Source organism: Nitrospira sp. BLG_2, assembly GCF_049222245.1.
Genome location: NZ_JBLYIG010000652.1, coordinates 1 through 2,116 on the forward strand (window position 1 = coordinate 1; position 2,116 = coordinate 2,116).

Genomic DNA, 2,116 nt, shown 5'->3' on the forward strand with positions numbered 1-2,116 from the left:
CCTATACTGTTATACGTATCTTCCCGAAATTCGACCGTACAAGCCGGTGCAGGAGGATGTGGTGGCCATTCTGATTGTCGATGATTCTCCTGATGAGCGTCTGCTGCTTCATCATATTCTCAGGAGTGCGGGCTACCGTGACCTGATCACCGTTTCGTCGGCCCGTGATGCTTTTAAGCAACTGGACTTGGATCATGCCGGCGCCGACGGCGTTAAGGCCGATGTCATTTTGCTGGATATCAAGATGCCGGACATAGACGGGATCGAGGCCTGTCGCCGCATTAAAGCCATCGATGTCTTTGCAGACATTCCGATCATCATCGTGACGGCACGGAACCAAAAGGACTGGCTTCAGGCGGCATTCGACGCAGGTGCAACCGACTACATCAGAAAACCCGTCGAGCAGGTGGAACTCCTCGCACGAGTGAAATCCGCATTCAAGCTCAAGCGCGAAACGGACGCGAAAAGGAGTTGGGAACAAGAGGTCACGAAAACCATCACCGATCTCGACCGCACACTGCGCGACATCGCCGCATTACAACAACTGATACCCGTGTGCCCATCATGTAGAAAACCCCATCCCGCGCACATGTCCGAAGCCGCCCTGAACGAGTACGTGCAGGCCCATCCCGAAACAAAGTTTCTGGATCTCGCCTGCTCCACGTGCGCAAGCCGCTAATCCTGTCGTTGTCGTCCTTAGCTCTCCGGGCGCATCTCCACATCAAGCAACTTGATCTTCCGGTGAAGATGACTTCGTTCGATCTTGAGATCTTCGGCAGTCCGTGAAATGTTCCAGTGGTGTTCCCGAAGCTTGCGACTGATGTATTCTTTTTCGAACGCATTCCGGGCGTCTCGAAGCGAGTCGTAGGATTTTGTAAGAAGTGAATTAGAAGTTTGGTTGCCGGTTGGCGCCACCCCGGCGGTTCGTCCCTGTAACGACAGGGAAGCCTGAGAGACGTCGATCACAAACCCCGGCACCATGATCATGAGCCGTTCGATCAAATTTCTCAGCTCCCGGATGTTTCCAGGCCAGTCGTAGTGCTGAAACACGGCCATCGCTTCCGGCGAGACGTCCTTCATCCGTAACCCTTGCTCCTCGACGTGCATCTTCATGAAATGCCTCACAAGGGCAGGAATATCTTCCCGTCTCTCCCGCAGCGGAGGCACAACAATCGGAACCACGTTGAGGCGGTAATACAGATCCTCCCGAAATTGTCCCTTGCCGATTTCCTTTTCCAAATCTTTGTTGGATGCCGCCAGTACCCGCACATCAACCTTCATCAATTTGGTCCCGCCGACCCGCGTGAACTGCTGTTCCTGTAAAGCCCGCAACACTTTCGCCTGCGTATTGAGGCTCATATCGCCGATTTCGTCGAGGAACAGCGTACCCCCATCGGCCTGCTCGAATTGGCCGCGCTTCATGGATGTGGCTCCGGTAAAGGAGCCCTTTTCATGACCGAACAATTCGCTCTCGATCAATGTCTCTGGGATGGCTGCGCAATTGACGGCCACGAAAGGATGGTCCGATCTGGTGCTGCGCATGTGGATGGCTCGGGCGACCAATTCCTTCCCTGTTCCATTCTCGCCTCCGATCAACACCCGACTGTTCGTGGGGCCTGCCGTTTCGATGAGCTCACGTAGCCGCTGCATGGCCGGAGACTGCCCGACCAATTCGAACTTTTGCTGGACCTTGGTCCGCAGCGACCGGTTCTCTTGCGCCAATCGGAACTGCTCCAGCGCGTGCTTGACACGGAGCGTGACATTTTCCAGCGACAATGGCTTCTCGATGTAGTCGTACGCACCCAGCTTGATGGCTTTCACGGCCGTTTCGATGGATCCGTGCCCGGAAATCATCATGACCTGCGTCATGGGCACAAATTCTTTCACCCGCCGTAAGGTCTCCAGCCCGTCCATCTCCGGCATCCAGATGTCCAGAATCATGAGATCCGGCGGGTCGGTGCCATATATTTTTATCGCCTCCACCCCATTCGCGGCTACCGATACGTCATACCCTTCATCTTCCAGGATGCTTCGCAGAGACGCACGAATTGCTTCTTCGTCGTCCACCACTAGAATCGACGCCGACATAACTTCTCTCTCCTTACCACGTCCACTT

Annotated in this window: 2 protein-coding genes; one reads left to right on the plus strand and one right to left on the minus strand. The window is 54.9% G+C overall.

Annotated elements, in window-relative coordinates; translation table 11 throughout:
• The coding region (locus tag ACOSYY_RS17305; RefSeq protein ID WP_421664067.1) for a response regulator at window positions 1–679 on the plus strand (679 nt) is incomplete at its 5' end.
• Between the two features lie 17 nt (window positions 680–696).
• Here ACOSYY_RS17305 and ACOSYY_RS17310 read toward each other — a convergent pair.
• Window positions 697–2,116, minus strand: a 1,420-nt coding sequence (locus ACOSYY_RS17310) for a sigma-54-dependent transcriptional regulator (RefSeq protein WP_421664069.1), incomplete at its 5' end; no start/stop codon positions are given.